General features: G+C 32.5%; 1 protein-coding gene and 1 pseudogene. Both read right to left on the bottom strand.

Annotation, left to right across the window (positions count from 1 at the left end; translation table 11 throughout):
* Nucleotides 1-269: 269 nt before the first annotated feature.
* Nucleotides 270-533: a DUF3221 domain-containing protein gene (locus TR08_RS33330; protein ID WP_238579199.1), complete on the bottom strand. Its 264-nt coding sequence runs from the start codon at nucleotides 531-533 to the stop codon at nucleotides 270-272.
* 87 nt (nucleotides 534-620) lie between these two features.
* Nucleotides 621-1,031: pseudogene (locus TR08_RS33325) on the bottom strand (hypothetical protein); the annotation flags it as partial.
* Nucleotides 1,032-1,480: the final 449 nt, after the last annotated feature.

Raw genomic sequence — 1,480 nt, 5'->3', positions numbered from 1 at the left:
AAATCTATCCTTGGAGAATCCCTCTTGGATGGATTTATTTGTTTATTGGCTAATAAATATATCCCCGTTCTTAAACAAAACTGCTTCGTTAGTGCAACAAGCAATGGGCTGCCGTAGCAACCCTTTATTCAACTCTAGCACCCGTTAGTTAAAGTACATTTCTTCACAATCTTGTTCAAAAAAATAGAACGCCTTATGAATAAGTAGTTCTATTGAATATGATTATGCCTTTCGTTTCGCTAATTTTGACATTTATTAATTCAAAGAGATTAAGCATCTATTCTTACGATTTTAGTAACAAAAACCTTCGGTGGGTCCGATTCTAAAATTTTGCTAACCCCTAGCTTTACTTTTCCCCCTGATATAATGTCTTTTGGAATCTTATCGACAATTAGTATCATAATGTCATTATATCTATCCTGTAATTCTTTAAGAGGTAGGTCAATATCTTGAATATTAAAATTCTCATCCCTGATTAATATAGTTATATCAGTTTCTTTAAGAAAAACAATATATCCTTGTAATGGTTCCATCTCAATTTTACCTTGATTTGCTATTCCATTGTCATTATCCACTTGCTTTTCTTGGCAAGCAGTCAGAGTAAAAGCCGAAAGGTTCCATTTTTCTCCTGTTAATATCTCAAATAGAACTGCGGAATCTTCCTCACTTAATTGAACATACTCATTTTCACCTTTTACAACTTCTACTTTATCTTTATTAGGACTTATCCAAAGTTCATATAAAACTGCTTTCGCTTCTATTTTAGGATTTTTATATTGAAATATAAATCGATAATCAGCACTACATACCATATCAACTTTCGCATTTTCCCAATTAGCTTTTTCTAATATTTTTTTCACATTTTGAACTTGTTCCTTATCAGTAATCTCTTTATAATCTTCATATTTATTTTCATCATTCCGCTTTTGAACTTCTATTTTTTGTTCTTCGCTTTCTATTCCGCTCACACAACCAGTTACTAAAAATAAAAACACAGAAAGCAGAACTAAAAAAGGTTTTTGAATCTTCATATTTACCCCCCTTACTCACTTAGACGGGTATTTATTGTAAAAGTTCCAAAAAAATTTCTTGTTAAGCTATACTGCATCTTTACTTCAATAAGAAAAAGCATTACCGTTGTTCCAGTAATGCACCCGCTCAATAAAAGCCAATTTTGTTTTTCCCTTTTGTTTTCTTTCAAAATATATCCACGTGTAATAAATTATACAACTAACAATCGGAACAGAAAACACATAAGGTCTCTGATTTGCTGGAAGAAAGTATAATAAAAATATCCCGATTAATAGCGTAGGTAGCATAAGAATAAAATATTTCTTTTTATGCACGTTTATCCCCTCCCTTTTGTTTAATGCTACCATAAAAATCCATTCTGTTGTTCATACAGATAGGTAAGGGTTTGAAGTTATCGCTCCCTTTTGTCGGGTAGGAGGGCGACCTCTCAGTCACCGTCCCCCCTAAG

The organism is Neobacillus niacini, assembly GCF_000759675.1.
GTDB classification, from domain to species: Bacteria; Bacillota; Bacilli; order Bacillales; family Cytobacillaceae; genus Neobacillus; species Neobacillus niacini_A.
This window is presented reverse-complemented; position numbering and strand designations above follow the sequence as displayed.